A 16,762-nucleotide genomic window follows, 5' to 3' on the forward strand; every position below is an offset into this window, starting at 1 on the left:
GGAGATGCGTTCAACCGGGGCACTTGCTTGTTGTCAGTGTCTTCTACGAATCAGCAGGGCAGCGCCAGCACCCAGCACAATTGCCAGTGCCGCCGCAGGAATCCACCACCAGCGTGGGACTTGCGACACGGTTGATTCGCCGGCCTCATCATTGCTCAGCTGAGCTGCTTGAGCTGCAGAATCTGAATCAGCAGCCGGACTTTCACTGACCGTCGGAGTGCTCGTTGGCTCTGCTGAGGCAGCCAATGGGACAGCCCCGCCGCCACCGCTTACTCCCCCAAGAACGCGTCGGGAACCCGAAGAGTTAGAGCGCGAGCCGAGCAAGCGTTCACCCGCACTCACTTGCCCCAGAGTATTGCTCGGTGGGGTCGTAGTCGTTTGAGCGTCTGGCTGAGCCGCTGGGGTTTCCGAGAGCTTTGGATCTGCAGCCGAAGGACTCGCCGCAGGAGTGGGCGCAGATTCTGTCGAGGCAGGTGTCGGAGCACTTGTTTGATCCGGCGTTGGCGCCGGTGCTACTGAGGGAGTGTCTACTGAGGGACTGGGCGAAGGAATCGGCTGCTCAGAGGGCTGTTCACTTGAGGGCGCGGGCGTGGGGACCGCGGCCTCGTGAACGGATACGTTCCAGCTCACCGGTGCAGCGATCTCTTTGTCTCCATCGAGCGCACGAATCTGTAGTCGATAGTGACCGGGGCGCGAGAACACCCAGTTTGCGTGCATGTGAGTCGGCGAGTCAGTGTGAATGAGCGACTTTGCGGGGTCTGCAGAGTCGACCATGATATTTGCCGGGCCACCGAAGGTTCCTCCCTGGAAGAAGGAAACTCTCGAATCCTTCGGAGATTCCACGACCTTCAGCTCATAATCGATTCCCTTGGGGAATTGAGAATAGTCGATACCTTCCGTGCTAACCCCAGGCCAGACGATGTCGGGATTTTGAGTTTCAGGAAGCACATAGCTGGATTCGCCAATTGCGCCCAGAACGTCATAACTGGGATCAGAGAGGCTCTGAGGACGGGTGAAGCGCGCGTTGACACCGACCTTCCACGTTACTGAATCTATTGCACGCATGACTGAGGTCTTCTCTCCCGTTAGGGAATCATCCTTCAGCACCAGTGAGTAGTTCGTGGGGGCGCCAGAATCCACGCGAAGACGCAGATCCATATGGCCGCGTGCGAGTTCGACCGGATTGGTCTTCAGGGCATCAGCCGCGTGATCGTTACTGGTATCAGGAATATTTGGTGCGGGAGAAGGCGTCGGCGCCGGAGAAGGAAGCAACGGTTCACTGGTTGGTGCGGGAGCCGGTTCAGCAGGGCTGCCACCCGGCCACATCTTCAACTTCAGATCCATTCCGAATGAGGAGGATAGCTCCACATCTTCCTGCGCCTTCGTGGTCATGGATGCCAAAGACTTGGGGTGCGGGCGAACACTAAATTTCATGTACATGGGCTGCCCCATGCAGGCACCCAAATCTTGCTGCTGAATATCAATTCCCCCCTTTCCAAGAGTGCCTTCAATGGCACACCAAGGGGAAAAGTCATATTCGCTTTCGAAGAACTCAACCTTATAGGCAGCACGCAATTCGGGGTCGTCAGCCTGGACCTGAACTGTGTACTGGTCTTCGCTTCCTTCCTTACGGATATAGGAGACATGAACGCCCGGGCGCGAGACTGAAATCTGCGCGGGATCCCAAACGGGACTCGGATCCGGATTAGAAGGCTCTATGATGACCGAACTCGCTCGGGTGACACGCACCTGCGCACGGTCGCGCTGAGAGAAGGCCTGAGGCGTCGATGCCCAGCGCGCACTACCGCTTCCAGCCTCGGGAATAAAGACCGCCTGAACCAGCGCATCATCGTCACCCAGAAGTTCACGCACCTGCGCTTTCCCGTCAACCACGGGTTCTTCGGTGAGGAAGTATCCGTTGACGGTCAACCAGAGGCGACCGCGATCTGTTGAGTGACCACTATTGAAGGTGATCTCAGTCAGGTGCTGGTCTCCGGGGTGTTCACGCTGCGAGTTGGGAGCAAGCGTCAACGAGGGCTGCGCCTGAACGCCATCGCTGCGCTGTGCCTGTGCAGCAGCAAATGCCTGGTGAATATCTGTGATGCTTCCGGAAGAGGGGTTAGATCCACCGACCTGCCAGGTCAGCGACTGGATGGGCGAGGTGTAGATCGTTTTCCCATCGATCGAACGAGCATTCACACGGAAGCGCGCTTGGTAGCGCCCCGGTTGTGTGAAGGTCGTGAAAAGGTGCGTGTGACGCGGGTTGTAGACCGATCGATAGGCGATATCGTGGCTCGACAGGAAACGCGACACCGAGTCTCCGTGATCGATAAACATCTCCATCCGGCCCGGACCGTCAACATTAATCAGGTCTAGGGTATAGGTGCTTCCATCAAATTCATCAGGCGCTGCCCATTCAACAGAGGAGTCTGCGCCGAGGCCCGCCCAAATTGGAGTGTTGTTGGGACCAGGGTTTTGCGGGGCTGCGTTGAGGACTGAATGCTCAGGACCAAGGAAGGCGAGGTCAGGACGCTTTTCAGGGATCTCTAATTGATACTTCGCTTCTTGCGCTCCGCTGCCCGCCCAGGCTTTAGGAAGCCAGAGAACGGTCTTTTCCATCGGCATATTGATGGTGTTCATCGTGAAACTATGCGTATCCGCATGCCAGATTGGAATGGGGGCATCGACGTGTTGACCGGTAACGACCCATTCGGCATCGCGATCAGGCCCAGCCCATGCGAGCTGGGGCATAAGGGCAATGGTCAGGGCTAGGGCTCCGGTAGAAATGATCCTCTTTACTCTCATAATGAGAATCATTATCACAAAAGAAGTATGTGAGCGTCAATTCCTCCCTGAGCACACAAAACACTACATATGCGGAAGCAAGCGCATGACGCGGCGCGTGACCCAACGCGGCGCAACTCGCATTGCAGCCATTGCCACCTTGTAGACCGGCGTGGGAGTCACCAATACCTGACCGCGTCGCATCGCAGCCAAAGCCTCGGTCACGACCTGTTCTGAGGTTGCCCACAACAAGTGAGGCGCTGCGGACATGTCGACGCCTGCGGCCTCGAAAAAGTTCGTGTGCACCGGTCCAGGGCATACTGCTGTCACGGTGACGCCACTGCCCCGAAGTTCCTCCGATAGCCCCTCACTGAATGCACGAATCCACGCCTTATGCGCGCTATACGTCCCCGCGCCAGTCTCTGATGCAACCGAGGAAATATTGATGATGGCTCCCCGTCCACGCGCACGCATGGCCTTGCATGCAGCATAGGAAAGAACCATGGGCGCACGAACCATAACATCCAGAGCGTTTTCTTCGGCCTCAATGGCGTTATCGATAAATGAGCACCCCAGTGCAAAACCAGCGTTATTCACCAACAAACCAACGGGCGATTGCTCATCTGACAAACGCTGAGCAACACGCTCAACATCACCAGCAACGCCTAGATCAGCAACGATCACTTCCGCATTGACTCCAGCGATCTGATGCAAATCCTCAGCGAGCTTACGCAGCTTCTCTTCGCGCCGCGCCACGAGGACCAGGTCGTGATGAGCCGCTGCTAGCTGCCAGCAAAATTCTTCGCCAATACCCGAGGTTGCTCCGGTCACAAGTGCGATACCCATGGCCATCATCTTAACGACCTTTGCGTATGCTGGATTGCATGAGGCTTGCAACTTGGAACGTTAACTCAATTCGTACACGCGTCGACCGCGTCATCGCTTTCCTTGAGCGCGCCAATATCGACGTCTTGGCAATGCAGGAAATTAAGTGCAAGCCCGAGCAATTCCCAGTTGAAGCCTTCGAGGCCGCCGGTTACCAGGTGATCATGCACGGCCTGAACCAGTGGAATGGCGTCGCTATCGCCTCGCGCCTCCCGATCGTTTCACACGAGGTGAATTTCCCGGGACAACCTGCCTTCGGTGACCCCGCAGTTGTCGAGGCCCGCGCTCTGGGCGTCACAGTACGTGACGGCGACCAAGAAGTGACAACGTGGAGCCTCTACGTTCCGAACGGACGCGAGCTCGACCATCCGCACTACTCCTACAAGCTCGAATGGCTCAAAGCCCTACTCACAGTTGGAGATTCTTGGCTTGAAGAAAAACGCCAAATTGCACTGGTTGGCGACTGGAATATCGCACCCTACGATCATGACGTTTGGGATGTAACCGCTTTCGAAGGTCAGACACACGTCTCCCCTGCCGAACGAGATGCCTTTTTCGCTTTCGCTCAACACGGCTGGGAAGAGGTTACCCGCGAGCGCGTCGATCAATACACCTACTGGGACTACCAGAAACTTCGCTTCCCCAAAAATGAGGGAATGCGCATCGACTTTATCTACGCCTCGCCCGAGCTTGCGCAACGCGTCACCGCAGCAGAAATTGATCGTGACGAACGCAAGGGAAAGGGCGCTTCTGATCACGTTCCCGTGATCATTGACCTCGCATAGCGTGCAGGATTTCCTCGTTCAGGGCGCTCCAATTGTCGTGGTGCCACGGCCCAAAAGGCTTTTCGCCAAGAAAAACCGCGCGTTCACCTGAAAGCGGATCAACCCACAGGAATGATCCAGCCTGCCCAAAGTGACCGAAAGTTGCCGCAGACGACTGGGGCGAAGTCCAGTGGGGATTCTTTTCTCCCTTAATTTCACACCCCAATCCCCACGGACAGGGACGATAGTTCCCATACCCGGGGACAATCCCAGTCAGTTCAGGGAAGTGAACACTCCGTGCACTGGACGCGAGCTCGCTTGATACCAGAGTCGGATGGGCAAGTTCGCGAGCAAACACCATCAGGTCAGCTGCATTCGCACGGCCCGAATAGGCCGGCGAACCTTCAATCTCTACGCTCGCCAGCCCCAAAGGCTCACTGACGCTTTCTTCAATCCAGCGAGAAATCGGGCTTCCCGTCGCTTCTTCAAGCATCTGTCCGGCAACTTCAATTCCCGCATTTGAGTAGATTCGCCGCTCCCCTGGTGCACGTTGCAGGTGCGCCTCGTTCATCGCCATTCCCGAGGCATGCGAGAGCAGGTGCTCAAGCGTCACTCCCGGGAAGGGAGCGGGCGCATCCAAAGTAATGAGACCCCGAGAAATCGCAACCAGCGCGGACCACGCGGTGAAAAGTTTGGTGACCGAGGCCAGAGGGAAAACTTCCTGAGGATCCCCCCAGCTCAGCGAGCTACCGCCGTCACTTTCAGCACAAATCGCAGCCTGGAAGGGAATCGAGGAAAACTCTGGAGACATCGCTCGTACGTCAGTTCTGAGCGCTGGAGTACTCCACCAGGAGCTGCTGGAAGGGCGCCGCTGCCTTACGTGGAATCATCGATCCAAGCGCGAGAAGCTGCTCAGCGCTATAACGCAATTCCCGAACCGCGAAGGCCAGGTACTTAATGATGAGTTCACGGCTATCAAGACGCTCGCCGTCCCAACCACCGAGGATCACCATTCCGTACCAGCGCTCGACAAGCCTGCGAGTATCCACCGGATTCTCGGGATCATAATCGGGCATCTCCTTGGCCAGTTTCTCAAGGAGCTGAAGCATCGCATCAACTCGATATGAGAAATGATCATGGGCCGGATGGCTCTCGTTTACAGACTCAACGGTAAAAACTCGATCCAGATCAGTCATGACCTGGTTGTCGGAGGCTGCAGCAAGGCGCAGGTGCGCAGCGATCCACTCATTCATCGTCGCAACTTTTGCGCCGCGTTCTTCAAGGATCGGATCGCCGGGAGTACCATCTTCCATTTCGGCAGTCACAACCTCAACATCGAAAATACCGAAAGCCTCTTCGAAAGCTTCGATAACGTTCAGGACCAGAGCATCCTTCGTCGGGAAGTGATACATCACGGTCGGATGGGAAACGCCGATTTCTTCAGCAAGATCTCGCAGAGAAAAACCGTAGTAGCCGCGCATGGACAACAACTGCGTTGCCCCGCGAATAATCGTTGTCCGGGTGGAACGTCCAACGGAGTAGCTACCTCGCTTCTTACGGGCGGGACCCGCTTGCGAATTTTCGTCTTCGCTCACGGCTACCTCCTTCATTCTTCAGTTCTGCTCTGTTGGGTGGGGATAACTCTTAAAGTCTAAGCGAAAATGCGGGTGGTGCGAAATTATTCGCACCACCCGCAAGTCGCTACCGATCAGTGATTGGACACCTCAACGCGGAGTCCTTCAAGATCGTCGGTGACGTCGACGGTGACAGTATCGCCGTCTTCAACCTCGCCGCTCAGAAGCAGTTTGGCCAGTCGATCACCGATCTCACGCTGGATCAGTCGGCGTAGAGGACGCGCACCGTAGGCCGGATCATATCCTCGCCTGGTCAGCCAGCCTCGCGCACCTTCGGTGACATTGAGGCTGATTCGGCGGTCCTTCAGGCGATCAGCCATAGATTCAACCAAGAGATCAACGATTCCAGACAGATCCTCGGGGCTGAGCGGATCAAAGATCACGGTCTCATCCAGACGGTTGATGAACTCAGGTTTGAAGGATGCGCGCACGGCGTTCATTACGCCTTCACGCTTTTCTTCTTCGCTGAGCGAAGGATCGGTCAGGAACATCGATCCCAAGTTTGAGGTCAGGATCAGGATTGTGTTCCTGAAGTCCACGGTACGTCCCTGGCCATCGGTCAAACGTCCATCATCCAAGACCTGCAAGAGAATGTTGAAGATCTCGGGGTCTGCCTTTTCAACTTCGTCCAAGAGGACGACGCTGTAGGGGCGACGACGCACGGCCTCGGTCAGTTGACCGCCCTGTTCATAACCGACGTATCCCGGAGGGGCACCGACCAAACGGGCTACAGAGTGCTTCTCCGAGTACTCCGACATGTCGATTCGCACCATGGCGCGTTCATCATCGAAGAGGAACTCTGCCAAGGACTTGGCAAGTTCGGTCTTACCAACGCCCGTGGGGCCAAGGAAGAGGAAGGAACCGGTGGGTCGATTCGGATCAGACAGGCCTGCACGCGAACGACGGACCGCATCGGAAACCGCGCGGACAGCATCCTTTTGACCAATCAGTCGATGAGCAATGAAGTCCTCCATATGGACGAGCTTCTCGCTTTCGGTCTGGAGCAGTTTACCCACGGGAATTCCGGTCCACGATTCGACAACCTCAGCGATCTCAGTCGGGCCGACCTTCTCAGCGATCATTGGCTCATTGGCCTCGTTCGCCTTTTCTTCAGCCTCAACCTTTTCTTCCTCTTCGCGAATCTGACGTTCAATCTGCGGAATATCGCCGTTCTGGAGACGTCCAGCTTCTTCGAATCGACCAGCGCGAATCGCCAGCTCCAACTGGGTACGCAACTCATCCAATTGGACGCGGAGCTCACCCACCCGGTTGTGGCCAGCCTTTTCGGCTTCCCAACGACTGGTGAGAGCGGAAAGCTCTTCGTTCTTGTTCGCGAGGTCTTCACGAAGCTTCTCGAGGCGCTCCGCAGTGGCCTCGTCTAGGCCGTCGGGGTCAGACTCGGTCAGGTAGGACTCCTCCATACGGAGACGCTCCACCTGGCGACGCAGAACGTCGATCTCCTCGGGCGAGGAGTCAAGTTCCATACGCAGGCGAGAGGCGGCCTCATCGATCAGGTCAATAGCCTTATCGGGAAGCTGACGCCCGGTGATGTAGCGATCGGACAGTTGGGCCGCTGCAACCAAAGCACCGTCAGAAATGGTGATCTTGTGGTGCGCTTCGTACTTCGGCGCGATACCGCGCAAGATCGCGACGGTGTCCTCAACCGAAGGCTCACCAACGAACACCTGTTGGAAACGACGCTCAAGAGCGGGGTCCTTTTCAATGTTCTCGCGGTACTCATCCAGGGTTGTTGCGCCAACCATACGCAGCTCACCACGGGCAAGCATGGGCTTGAGCATATTGCCCGCATCCATTGCCCCTTCAGCGCCGCCACCGGCACCGACGACCGTGTGAAGTTCATCGATAAAAGTGATGATCTCGCCGTCAGATCGTTCGATCTCGCCCAGAACAGCCTTGAGGCGTTCCTCGAATTCGCCACGATACTTCGCACCTGCAACCATCCCGGTCAGATCAAGAGCGATCAGCTTCTTGTTCTTCAAAGATTCGGGGACGTCGCCTGCGACGATTCGCTGGGCGAGACCTTCGACGACAGCGGTCTTACCGACGCCTGGCTCACCGATGAGAACAGGGTTGTTCTTGGTTCGACGAGACAGCACCTGGATCACGCGGCGAATTTCGCTATCGCGACCAATCACGGGATCCAGCTTGCCCTGGCGCGCAACCTCGGTCAGGTCACGACCGTACTTCTTGAGGGCCTCAAAGGAACCTTCGGGATCGGCACTGGTGATAGGTTCGGGGCGAAGCTCATCTAGAGCCTTCTGCAAGCGATCTGCGGTTGCGCCGTTTTCACGCAGGATTTCGCCTGCGCTATCGTCATTTGCGGCCAACGCAATGAGCAGGTGCTCGGTAGAAACGTAGGCGTCTCCCTTAGCTTCTGCACGCTTGCGGGCATCGTTAATCACCTGGATCAGACCACGTGAAGTCTGCGGCTGTGCGACGCTCGATCCGCTCGTCGAAGGTAGCGCCACCAGCGCATTGCGCGTACGCGCACCGATTTGCTGCGGGTTTGCCCCAATTGCTTGAAGCAGAGAGTAGGCAATGCCCTCACCCTGTTCAAGAAGTGCTTCCAAGAGATGCAGGGAATCCACCTGCGGGTTCCCAGCGGCCTGTGCCGACTGGACCGCGCTACTCACTGCCTCTTGGGCTTTGCTTGTAAATTGTTCAGTCATCATTCCTCCTGCCGCTCATTACGGGCGGCTTTTTTCGTTCTGACTTACACAACGTCAACAAACTTGAGTCTATTCCACTCAACTTTATTTTTCTGCACGAATCAGCATTCGAAAACACATTTCACAGAAAAGAAAAAGAACGCCGAGCTGGACGCGCAACACGCCAGCTCAGCACTCACCAATATCAGAGCAGTTTTAGCGCGAACGACGCAGGTAAATCCCCAGACCAATCACGCTCAAACCCAGCATTCCCACAACGCTCGACCACGTCATCGCATCGGGAGCCTTTGACAGTGCGACGGACTCGCTAAAGCCTGTCATTCCGACCATTTTCAGACCATCAGGAGAGCACGCAAGCGTGTAGTCACCAGCTTGCAGTCCCGAAACGGTCCACTGGTTCAAGGTGGACTGCATTGGGTGCTCTCCCCCATCACTTCCACGAAGGAGGCACGAAGTTGCCTGTCCCGAGGTCACCTGAACGACATAGCCGCCGCTGGAGTCCACACTCACGCTCTGGCCGCTGGAAACCTCACGAGCACTCGCCTGCATCGCAGAAAAATCCGCGCCAGACATCGCAATTCCAAAGAAAGTCGCAGGAGCAATAAGTACGGACATGACAATGCCCAACACGATCACACCAATTCCGCGACGACGTTTCTTCGCCGACTGACGAACCTGCGTAGGCACACCGATTTCTTCACCACGCATCGGCTGGGCTGGTGGCGCATAGCCGAGTTTCCCGCCAGAAGTGCGCAGTTTGATCCGTCCCTGTTCCCCTTCGCGAGGCAGCGTCCTTCCCGCCGGCGATGAGTCCCCTTCCCTCCCAGGTACAGCCTCGATCGACGAGGCCTGCCGGGGCTCGGGCGCCCGCGCCGAGGTGACCTGGGGCTCGGCCTCGGAATAACGTTCAAAACGCGGGCCACGCGAGGGCAGGACCAGCTCACCATACTGATCCCAGGGCACATCCCGCCCTGATCGCGATTCCTCAGCGCTCATGCCGTTCCAAACGCTCGCGGAGCTCTGGGCGCGAAATGGTCGCAGCTAAACGTTCGTGACGAAGTTCCTCGACCCCGGGAACATCAAGGGGGTCAAGTTTGTGTCCCAAAGCGCGCTCAAGCAAAAGGTCCGCAAGCTGAGGGTTACGCGCAAGAACCGGACCATGCAGGTAGGTCGCAATGATTGACCCTTGAACAGCACCGTCGACACGCGGCGCTTTGAAGGCAGCATCATCGCCAGAAGCACTCTGTTCATCAAAGCCTTCGGGAGGAAGAATCGAGTTCCCCTTACCGAAAAGCACCTTTCCTAGAGGACGCGCATCAGGACCTAGCTGGCTTCCACCACCGTGGTTTTCAAACCCTGTCAGCGGCTCCGATAGTCCATCGATCTCGGGCTGGACAACAAGTTCGCCGATTGAGCGCTTTCCCTGGGGACGAGTCGTCAGGTCCAAGAGCCCCAAGCCGTCCACCTTGCGATTACGCGCATCTGTGTACCAGTGACCCAAGATTTGAAGTGAAGCGCAGATCGCCAGAAGAGGCCTGCCCGCTGCTACAGCATTCTTCAAACCGGGATCGGCGGTGAAAGTCTCAACCGCAAGTTCTTGGGCTGCGTCTTCACCACCACCAAGGGTGTAGATATCGAGATCATCGGGTATCACGTCACCAACGCCGACATACTGAATCTGGGCGTCAAAGCCACGCCGACGCGCGCGTTCCGCGAGCACCAGGGCATTGCCACCATCCGCGTAGGTCCCCAAGACTTCAGGGAGAAGAACACCAATTCGCAGTGCACTCATTCTGCTTCCTCCGCTTGACGATGAGAATCCAAAACCCGCTTAAAATCACGCAAAGCCGTGTAGTTGAGAAGAATTTCAACCCTGCCCGGCACGCACGATTGCAGCGCATCCATTGGCAGCGGGAAAAGTTCACAGTGGACGCCCGCATATTCCAATCGAACTGCGAGGTCTGCACCGCGCTCACCACAGGCATAAACCTTGCGATGTGGAGCGCCAAGAACCGAAAAGTCCACATCCCACAGCCACGACAGGTCTTGCCCGTCAGCAACCTGGCCATTGATCGCGACAATGACCTGATCGACACTGGGGTCAATCATGTACATGGCTTCCTGCCAGCCCGCGGGATTCTTTGCCAGCATGAGTCGCGCCAGTCGACCGTGGATTTCGTAGGTCGAATAGCGGCCTGCGACCTCAACGACCTCGGACATTGCGCGGCACGCGGCCTGCGGGTCAACGCCCATCGCGACGGCCGCAGCCAGCGCTTCGAGCGCATTGGACAAATTGGCACGACCGGGCAGAGAGAGCCGCAGAGGAATTCGCAAACCATCCTTACGGCAGGCAATGGCACTGGGGTGGGAAGGATCGGAAAGGTCCTCGTCTTCAAGCCACCACAGAGGATCGGGGCGACGATACTGGTCCAAACCCTCATCCGAAGAAGAGGCCGTCAAAGGAACGACCCGCCAGGAATCATCGGCGTGGATGACGCGTCCGCCGCGTGGGAAGGCAGTCGAATCCCCCATCCATGCGTGTCCGGCAGCGACCCACTGAACATTGGGGCTATCCCAGGCAGCCGAAGCGACCAAGGGATCATCACAGTTCGCAATCACAACAGCATTGGGATGCTCATTGACCGCCTTTCGGAGACGACGTTCAACAGCTCCGATCTCACCCACTCGATCCAGCTGATCTCGTGAAAGGTTCAGCAAAACCATGGCCTGCGGATCCACAAAACGCGACACCGTGGGCATGTGCATCTCATCAACTTCGAGCGCGGCAAGCGGGGCATCCGAACGCATGAGCGCGGTGGTGATTCCCGGGGTCATATTGTCTCCATTTGTATTGGAGGCAACATGGCCAATCGAAAAGAGCGCAGCGCGAAGCAGGCGGGTTGTTGTTGACTTTCCGTTGGTGCCAGAAACGACAACACTTCGGCGGTTCTTTGCCAATTCTGCGAGCAAATTCGGGTCAAGCTTCAGCGCTACTTTGCCACCGATCATTCCACCCGAACCGCGTCCGAGGCGGCGAGAGGCCCAACTGGCACCCTTCCCCGCTACAACGGCCACGCGCGAACGTAAAGTCAATGAAGTCATGGAACCTACACTACATTGATTGCTTCATAGCTTCTCCACAGCTTGGGCATAATTCTCACAGATCAGCTGTGGGCAAAGTAAGTGTCATGAACACGAACGCAGCACTCCAGTCGCAGGGGCAGGCCGCCACAACATTCGCTTCCACTCTCAGCGCGAAGCTTGTCGACTTGATCCGCACCAATGTGCGCGTCCTGCGCTACCTGGCCTCGTCGCTGTCCTCAACCGCGCTGGACTACACAATGCTGCTCATCCTGAATGCAACCATCGGCGGAGTCTTCCTGCCGGTCGCACTGGCCAGGGTCTCCTCGTGTTCCTTGAACTTCGCTCTGAACCGGAAGGTTTTCAACGCTCGCGGTGGAATTGTTGCGACCGCAATCCGCTATGCGATTATGGCGGCAAGCGTAATGACCATGTCCTACCTGATGATCCAAGCTTTGGTATCAGCCGGAATGGCTCTGTGGATGGCCTCTTTAACCGCAAATACTTCGCTCTTCATCGTCAATTACCTGGGCCAGAACTTCTTTGTCTTCGGCACCTTAGCTGACCTTCACTCCTCAATTTCCGAGGCCGTGGCCGGGCTTCAGCGAACAGCAACGCGGGCCACTGGCATCCTTTCGTCGTTGCTTGCACGGATTACTCGACGGGACCTGGTCTTAGCTGCCTGAATATGGGGAGCAAAAAGGGGAGGCATTTTCATGCCTCCCCTCACTCACTCCACCTCAAGGACATCGCTCAAGGGGGTGTGTTATCGAGAAACCACAACGGTCCCTTCGATAACCCGGACTCCTTCGGGCGATGCTTCAATAAGCGCGCGAACGCGCTGGTTACCAGCAGGTCGCCACGCTACGAGGCCTCGGTCTCTGACGGGTATCATGCCACCGCGTCGAGATTCTTCAGCACGGCGTGCATGTGCACGTCGCATGGGACGAATCTGGCCATCTGGGCTTGCTACGAATACTCGATCAAAGACGGGTTCGAATTCTTCAACCCGCTCAGCCAAGGCATCGCGTTGTTCTCGCAGGCGATCAACCTTATCCTCCAGCTCCATGATCCGCTGGATACCGGCCAAGTTGATTCCTTCATCTTGGCTAAGGCGCTGAATCTCCTTCAGGCGCTCGACATCGCGTCGGGTGTAACGCCGCCCGCGTCCCTTCGCACGAAGGGGTGTCACCAAGCCAATCCGATCGTATTGACGCAAGGTTTGCGGATGCATTCCCGCCAGCTGTGCGGCAACGGAAATCACGAAAGTTACTTCATCCTGATGTCCCATCACGCACTCACCTTCTTTACAAGATCTGCGCGCGGATCACTCTGATCAAGAGAATCCGCCAGCGACTTGATCGAATCAAGCTGTTCAGGTGTGAGATCCTTGGGGACCACCACACTGATGGTTGCCAAGAGATCGCCCGTTCCCTTCTTCGTGGCCACACCGCGCCCCTTCAGGCGCAGGGTTCGACCAGAATCAGAACCGGCGGGAACCTTGACGGTGACGGTCGAACCATCGATCAAGGGAAGCTCAACCTTGGCACCCAGCGTTGCCTCGGCAAAGGTCACGGGTAGGGTCATGCGAAGGTCATTTCCTTCGCGGCTGTAGACCGGATCCTCCTCGACATGGATCGTGACGATCAGATCGCCAGCGCTCCCGCCATTGATCGAGGCCTTCCCCTTGCCGCGCAGGCGCACACTCTGTCCGTCCTTAATTCCCTTGGGAACCTTGACGGTCATAGGCTTACCGGAGACAGCCAACTTGATGTTGACTCCACTCAGGCTTTGCTTGAGCGTAATGCGTGTCGATGCGTGCAAGTCTTCGCCCTTTTGGGGGGCTTGCTGGTAAGGCGAACCGTGCGCTCCGCCAAAACCGCCGAATTGAGATGCGCCAGCGTAGGGAGAGGACCCGCGCGAAGAGCCGCCACCAAAACCGCCGAAAGCACCCAGGATGTCGTCCAGGTTGATACCTGCGCCGCCACCGCTGGTGGAGAAACGAACATTCCCGCCGTTTCCCCCACCGAAAGCTCCGAAGAGATCTTCGAAGTTCACGCCGGATGCTCCGCCACCGGCAGCGCCTCGGAAACCGCCGGCGCCCATCGAGCGAATCGCATCGTATTGCTGGCGCTGCTCAGGATTGGACAGGACCGTGTAGGCCTCACCAATTTCCTTAAAGCGTTCTTCAGCTTCGGGGTTCCCCTTGTTCTGGTCGGGGTGCCAGGTGCGCGCAAGTTTGCGGTAGGCCTTCTTGATTGTGGCCTCATCAGCATCCTTGCTTACGCCAAGGACCTTGTAGAAATCCTTTTGGAGCCAATCTTCTCCACTCACTGCGCGTCACCTCCTTTTTTGACTCTGCAGTTCGTTGAATGTTCCTTATTCAGGGTTGTACACCAGGACTTTCGCCGCGCGGATAATGGTCTCTCCGCGACGATATCCAGATTGCAAGACCTGTCCCAGGACCGGGTGGTCCACATCGGGATTGGGCTGAGCCATCAGTGCTTCATGAAGCACGGGGTCGAAATCGTCCCCTTCGTCTCCGAAACGTTCCAGCTCGAAGCGCGTTCGAAGCGTGTCTTCCAGCTTGTTCGCGATCGAGGCAAAGGGACCATCATTGAGATCCCCGTGCTTGCGCGCGGCCTCGATATCATCCAAGACACCGATCATTGCTTCCAGCACCTGGTCGCGTCCGGACTGGACGTGGCCGGCAACGGATTCCTTGGAACGACGAACGAAGTTCGAGTATTCCTGGTTGAGGTTGTACAGGTCTGCGTGGGCGCGAGCGAGTTTTTCTTCAGCCTGCGCCACTTGGTCGAGAGCCTTGGACAGTTCACTGTCTTCCAGCTGCTCTTCGAAGTCCGACATATCGACTTCACCCATGTCCTCGCCCTGACTGTTTGCCGAGGCCGCAGTTGCGTGTGCAGCTGCGCCCTCTTGGGCATTGGGCTGGGCGTCGCCCGGGGTGGCCGGCTGAGAGCCGACCACCGGTTCCTGGGCGTCGTCGGAAGGATTCGTGGGCTCGGTGCTCACTTGTCGTCCTCATCCACGACTTCGGCGTCGATGACGTCGTCATCGGAGGAAGTGGACGGCTCCTGTGACGCACCTGCTTCAGCAGCGGCCTGAGCGGCCTGAGCGTTCTGGTAGACCTCCTGGCCGATCTTCATCGCGGACTGGTTGAGCTTCTCAACGGAGCTCTTCACAGCCTCGAGATCGCTGCCCTTGAGGGCTTCCTTCACGGCGTCGAGGTCGCCCTGGACTTCCTGGCGGGTCGCTTCGGAGACCTTGTCGGCATCTTCCTTCAGGGTCTTCTCGATGGTGTAAACCAGCTGCTCGGCAGAGTTACGAATCTCCAGCTCCTCACGGCGCTTCTTGTCGTCCTCTTCGTGCTGAGCGGCCTCGTTGACCATGCGATCGATCTCTTCCTTACTCAAGGCGCTACCGCCGGTGATGGTCACCGAGGTTTCCTTGCCGGTTCCAAGATCCTTCGCGGAAACGTGAACGATACCGTTGGCGTCGATATCGAAAGTCACTTCGATCTGGGGCACTCCGCGCGGTGCGGGAGCAATTCCGGAAAGCTCGAAGTTACCGAGGAGCTTGTTATCAGCGGTGAACTGACGCTCGCCCTGGAAGACCTGGACCAGAACGGAGGTCTGGCCGTCGGCAGCGGTCGAGTAGACACGCGAAGCCTTGGTCGGGATTGCGGTGTTGCGCTCAATGACCTTGTCCATGACGCCGCCCATGGTCTCGATGCCCAGGGACAGGGGAGTCACGTCGATCAGCAGAACGTCCTTGCGGTCGCCCTGGATGACGCCGGCCTGCAGGGCTGCGCCAACTGCGACGACCTCATCGGGGTTCACGCCCTTGTTGGGCTCGCGGCCACCGGTGAGCTTCTTGACCAATTCGGCAACGGCGGGCATACGAGTGGAGCCACCAACCAGGACGACATGGTCGATCTCGCTCACGGAGATTCCTGCGTCCTTAATGACCTTCTCGAAAGGAGCCTTCGTGCGATCAAGCAGATCCGAGGTCATTTCCTCAAACTTTGCGCGGGTGAGAGTCTCGTCCAAGTGAACGGGGCCATCAGCGGTCACCGAGAGGTACTGCAGCGAAATGTTTGTGCTCATCGCGCTGGACAGTTCCTTCTTTGCCTGCTCAGCTGCTGCGCGCAAACGCTGAAGTGCGACCGGATCCTTGGAGAGATCAGCACCGCTCTTTGCCTTCACCTGCTCGATCAGCCAGTCAACGATGCGCTGATCCCAGTCATCGCCACCGAGGCGGTTGTCGCCTGCAGTTGCGCGGACCTGGATGGTGGAGAAACCGTCGTCATCCTTGCCGATTTCCAGCAGGGAAACGTCGAAGGTACCGCCACCGAGGTCGAAGACCAGGATGAGCTCGTCTTCCTTACCCTTTTCGAGGCCGTAGGCCAGTGCCGCAGCGGTCGGCTCATTGATGATACGCAGGACATTCAGGCCTGCGATCTGACCGGCGTCCTTGGTTGCCTGGCGCTCTGCGTCGTTGAAGTACGCAGGAACGGTGATGACCGCGTCGGTAACGGGCTCACCGAGGTACTCTTCCGCGTCCCTCTTGAGCTTGGAGAGGATGCGTGCCGAGATCTCCTGTGCGGTGTACTTCTTGTCGTCAATGTTAACGGTCCAGTCAGTGCCCATGTGACGCTTGACCGAAGAGATGGTGCGATCAACATTCGTGACCGCCTGACGCTTGGCGATCTCGCCAACCAGGACCTCGCCGGTCTTGGAGAAAGCAACGACCGAGGGGGTCGTACGTGTGCCTTCTGCGTTTGCAATGATTGTGGGTTCTCCGCCTTCAAGTACTGCGATTGCGGAGTTCGTGGTGCCGAGGTCAATACCTACTGCGCGTCCCATAATTTTTCCTTTCATCAAAGCGTGGTGCAAATTGTCGC

14 protein-coding genes are annotated in these 16,762 nt (G+C 57.4%); 2 read left to right on the forward strand and 12 right to left on the reverse strand.

Annotated elements, in window-relative coordinates; genetic code table 11:
- Positions 1 to 33: 33 nt before the first annotated feature.
- Entirely contained in the window at positions 34 to 2,817 is a 2,784-nt protein-coding gene (locus tag QZR18_RS00580) for a choice-of-anchor M domain-containing protein (protein ID WP_295910034.1), read from the reverse strand.
- 51 nt (positions 2,818 to 2,868) lie between these two features.
- On the reverse strand, positions 2,869 to 3,630 hold the full coding sequence (locus QZR18_RS00585) for an SDR family oxidoreductase (RefSeq protein ID WP_178706809.1): 762 nt from the start codon (positions 3,628 to 3,630) through the stop codon (positions 2,869 to 2,871).
- Positions 3,631 to 3,668: 38 nt separating this feature from the next.
- Between QZR18_RS00585 and QZR18_RS00590 the strand changes: the two genes are divergently transcribed.
- Positions 3,669 to 4,454, forward strand: a complete 786-nt coding sequence (locus QZR18_RS00590) for an exodeoxyribonuclease III (protein WP_178706812.1) — start codon at positions 3,669 to 3,671, stop codon at positions 4,452 to 4,454.
- Here QZR18_RS00590 and QZR18_RS00595 read toward each other — a convergent pair.
- The 6 genes from QZR18_RS00595 to QZR18_RS00620 all read right to left on the reverse strand — a co-directional run bounded on the left by QZR18_RS00595 (position 4,438) and on the right by QZR18_RS00620 (position 11,859).
- Entirely contained in the window at positions 4,438 to 5,244 is an 807-nt protein-coding gene (locus tag QZR18_RS00595) for a serine hydrolase (RefSeq protein WP_178706814.1), read from the reverse strand. The genes QZR18_RS00590 and QZR18_RS00595 overlap by 17 nt on opposite strands.
- A 10-nt stretch (positions 5,245 to 5,254) precedes the next feature.
- Entirely contained in the window at positions 5,255 to 6,028 is a 774-nt protein-coding gene (locus QZR18_RS00600) for a TetR/AcrR family transcriptional regulator (protein ID WP_295910010.1), read from the reverse strand.
- Between the two features lie 113 nt (positions 6,029 to 6,141).
- On the reverse strand, positions 6,142 to 8,757 hold the full coding sequence (gene clpB, locus QZR18_RS00605; RefSeq protein ID WP_295910012.1) for an ATP-dependent chaperone ClpB: 2,616 nt from the start codon (positions 8,755 to 8,757) through the stop codon (positions 6,142 to 6,144).
- Positions 8,758 to 8,952: 195 nt separating this feature from the next.
- Complete coding sequence (locus QZR18_RS00610) at positions 8,953 to 9,753, reverse strand: hypothetical protein (protein WP_178705877.1); 801 nt, start codon at positions 9,751 to 9,753, stop codon at positions 8,953 to 8,955.
- Complete coding sequence (locus QZR18_RS00615) at positions 9,743 to 10,549, reverse strand: type 1 glutamine amidotransferase (RefSeq protein ID WP_178705880.1); 807 nt, start codon at positions 10,547 to 10,549, stop codon at positions 9,743 to 9,745. The genes QZR18_RS00610 and QZR18_RS00615 overlap by 11 nt, the downstream gene beginning before the upstream one ends.
- A complete protein-coding gene (locus QZR18_RS00620) occupies positions 10,546 to 11,859 on the reverse strand; it encodes a MurT ligase domain-containing protein (protein ID WP_178705883.1) in 1,314 nt (437 codons plus the stop codon). Before QZR18_RS00620 ends, QZR18_RS00615 begins: the two co-directional genes overlap by 4 nt.
- An 86-nt stretch (positions 11,860 to 11,945) precedes the next feature.
- On the opposite strand from QZR18_RS00620, the gene QZR18_RS00625 reads away from it, so the two are divergent.
- Positions 11,946 to 12,524, forward strand: a complete 579-nt coding sequence (locus tag QZR18_RS00625; protein WP_178705885.1) for a GtrA family protein — start codon at positions 11,946 to 11,948, stop codon at positions 12,522 to 12,524.
- 80 nt (positions 12,525 to 12,604) lie between these two features.
- Here the strand turns inward: QZR18_RS00625 and QZR18_RS00630 are convergent, their stop codons facing one another.
- From QZR18_RS00630 to dnaK, 4 genes are read right to left on the reverse strand one after another with little or no spacing between them, the layout of a single operon-like run.
- Entirely contained in the window at positions 12,605 to 13,129 is a 525-nt protein-coding gene (locus tag QZR18_RS00630; RefSeq protein WP_178705912.1) for a heat shock protein transcriptional repressor HspR, read from the reverse strand.
- Positions 13,129 to 14,172 (reverse strand): DnaJ C-terminal domain-containing protein, encoded by a 1,044-nt coding sequence (locus tag QZR18_RS00635; protein WP_178705889.1) that lies wholly within the window; start codon positions 14,170 to 14,172, stop codon positions 13,129 to 13,131. Before QZR18_RS00635 ends, QZR18_RS00630 begins: the two co-directional genes overlap by 1 nt.
- A 45-nt stretch (positions 14,173 to 14,217) precedes the next feature.
- The gene (gene grpE, locus QZR18_RS00640; protein ID WP_178705892.1) at positions 14,218 to 14,871 is read right to left on the reverse strand and encodes a nucleotide exchange factor GrpE; all 654 of its coding nucleotides are present in this window, start codon (positions 14,869 to 14,871) and stop codon (positions 14,218 to 14,220) included.
- Positions 14,868 to 16,724 carry a molecular chaperone DnaK gene (gene dnaK, locus QZR18_RS00645; RefSeq protein ID WP_178705895.1) on the reverse strand — a complete coding sequence of 619 codons (1,857 nt, stop codon included), beginning with the start codon at positions 16,722 to 16,724 and terminating at the stop codon, positions 14,868 to 14,870. The genes grpE and dnaK overlap by 4 nt, the downstream gene beginning before the upstream one ends.
- Positions 16,725 to 16,762 lie beyond the last annotated feature (38 nt).

Origin of the sequence: uncultured Actinomyces sp. (assembly GCA_900541895.1) — a bacterium.
GTDB lineage: Bacteria > Actinomycetota > Actinomycetes > Actinomycetales > Actinomycetaceae > Pauljensenia.

Bases quoted from the DNA above. Each gene is read 5' to 3' on its own strand.
- QZR18_RS00580 (WP_295910034.1), bottom strand. From the start codon at position 2,817: ATGATTCTCATTATGAGAGTAAAGAGGATCATTTCTACCGGAGCCCTA.
- QZR18_RS00585 (WP_178706809.1), bottom strand. From the start codon at position 3,630: ATGGGTATCGCACTTGTGACCGGAGCAACCTCGGGTATTGGCGAAGAA.
- QZR18_RS00590 (WP_178706812.1), top strand. From the start codon at position 3,669: ATGAGGCTTGCAACTTGGAACGTTAACTCAATTCGTACACGCGTCGAC.
- QZR18_RS00595 (WP_178706814.1), bottom strand. From the start codon at position 5,244: ATGTCTCCAGAGTTTTCCTCGATTCCCTTCCAGGCTGCGATTTGTGCT.
- clpB (WP_295910012.1), bottom strand. From the start codon at position 8,757: ATGACTGAACAATTTACAAGCAAAGCCCAAGAGGCAGTGAGTAGCGCG.
- QZR18_RS00610 (WP_178705877.1), bottom strand. From the start codon at position 9,753: ATGAGCGCTGAGGAATCGCGATCAGGGCGGGATGTGCCCTGGGATCAG.
- QZR18_RS00615 (WP_178705880.1), bottom strand. From the start codon at position 10,549: ATGAGTGCACTGCGAATTGGTGTTCTTCTCCCTGAAGTCTTGGGGACC.
- QZR18_RS00620 (WP_178705883.1), bottom strand. From the start codon at position 11,859: ATGACTTCATTGACTTTACGTTCGCGCGTGGCCGTTGTAGCGGGGAAG.
- QZR18_RS00625 (WP_178705885.1), top strand. From the start codon at position 11,946: ATGAACACGAACGCAGCACTCCAGTCGCAGGGGCAGGCCGCCACAACA.
- QZR18_RS00630 (WP_178705912.1), bottom strand. From the start codon at position 13,129: ATGGGACATCAGGATGAAGTAACTTTCGTGATTTCCGTTGCCGCACAG.
- dnaK (WP_178705895.1), bottom strand. From the start codon at position 16,724: ATGGGACGCGCAGTAGGTATTGACCTCGGCACCACGAACTCCGCAATC.